Annotated in this window: 1 pseudogene; it reads left to right on the top strand. The window is 58.5% G+C overall.

From position 1 onward, the window contains the following. Positions 1–346: pseudogene (locus tag AC1D0P_RS28635) on the top strand (oxygen-independent coproporphyrinogen III oxidase); the annotation flags it as partial. Positions 347–491 lie beyond the last annotated feature (145 nt).

The following is a 491-nucleotide window of genomic DNA, read 5'->3' as shown; positions in this document are numbered from 1 at the left end:
GGTGCCGCCTGGCCTCTATGCAAGCCAGATTTCATCGGGCTCGTTGGCGACCGCCAAAGGCTATCGGCTGACGGTAGAAGACAGATTGCGCGCCGATGTCATCGAGCGCCTGATGTGCGACTTCGCGGCCGACGTCTCCGCCATCTCCCTGTTGCATGGTTTTCCGCCCGAATTCCTTCTCGAAAGCAATGCACGCCTCAGCGCCATGGTCGCGGACGGTATCGTGGAAATCGAGGATGGCGTGGTCAGGCTCGATGCCAAACAACGGTTCCTCGTCCGCGCCGTCGCCTCCACGTTCGACGCCTATATCGGAGAGACGGGACGGACGTTCAGCAAGGCGGCATGACCGCCCTCTCCGAGAGATTTAGCACCAAAAGGGAATCACAACCTACTGTTATCGCTCAACTACTTTTAAATCGGGCTCTTAAATTGGGCGGTGTGTCAACGGGCGTCACTGGCTGCGGCTAAGGGTCTGGGATATGTGGTGGTAC

Source organism: Polaromonas sp. P1_G2 (assembly GCF_056405515.1).
Note: the sequence above shows the minus strand (reverse complement) of the source record. Positions and strands in the feature narration are given on the sequence as shown.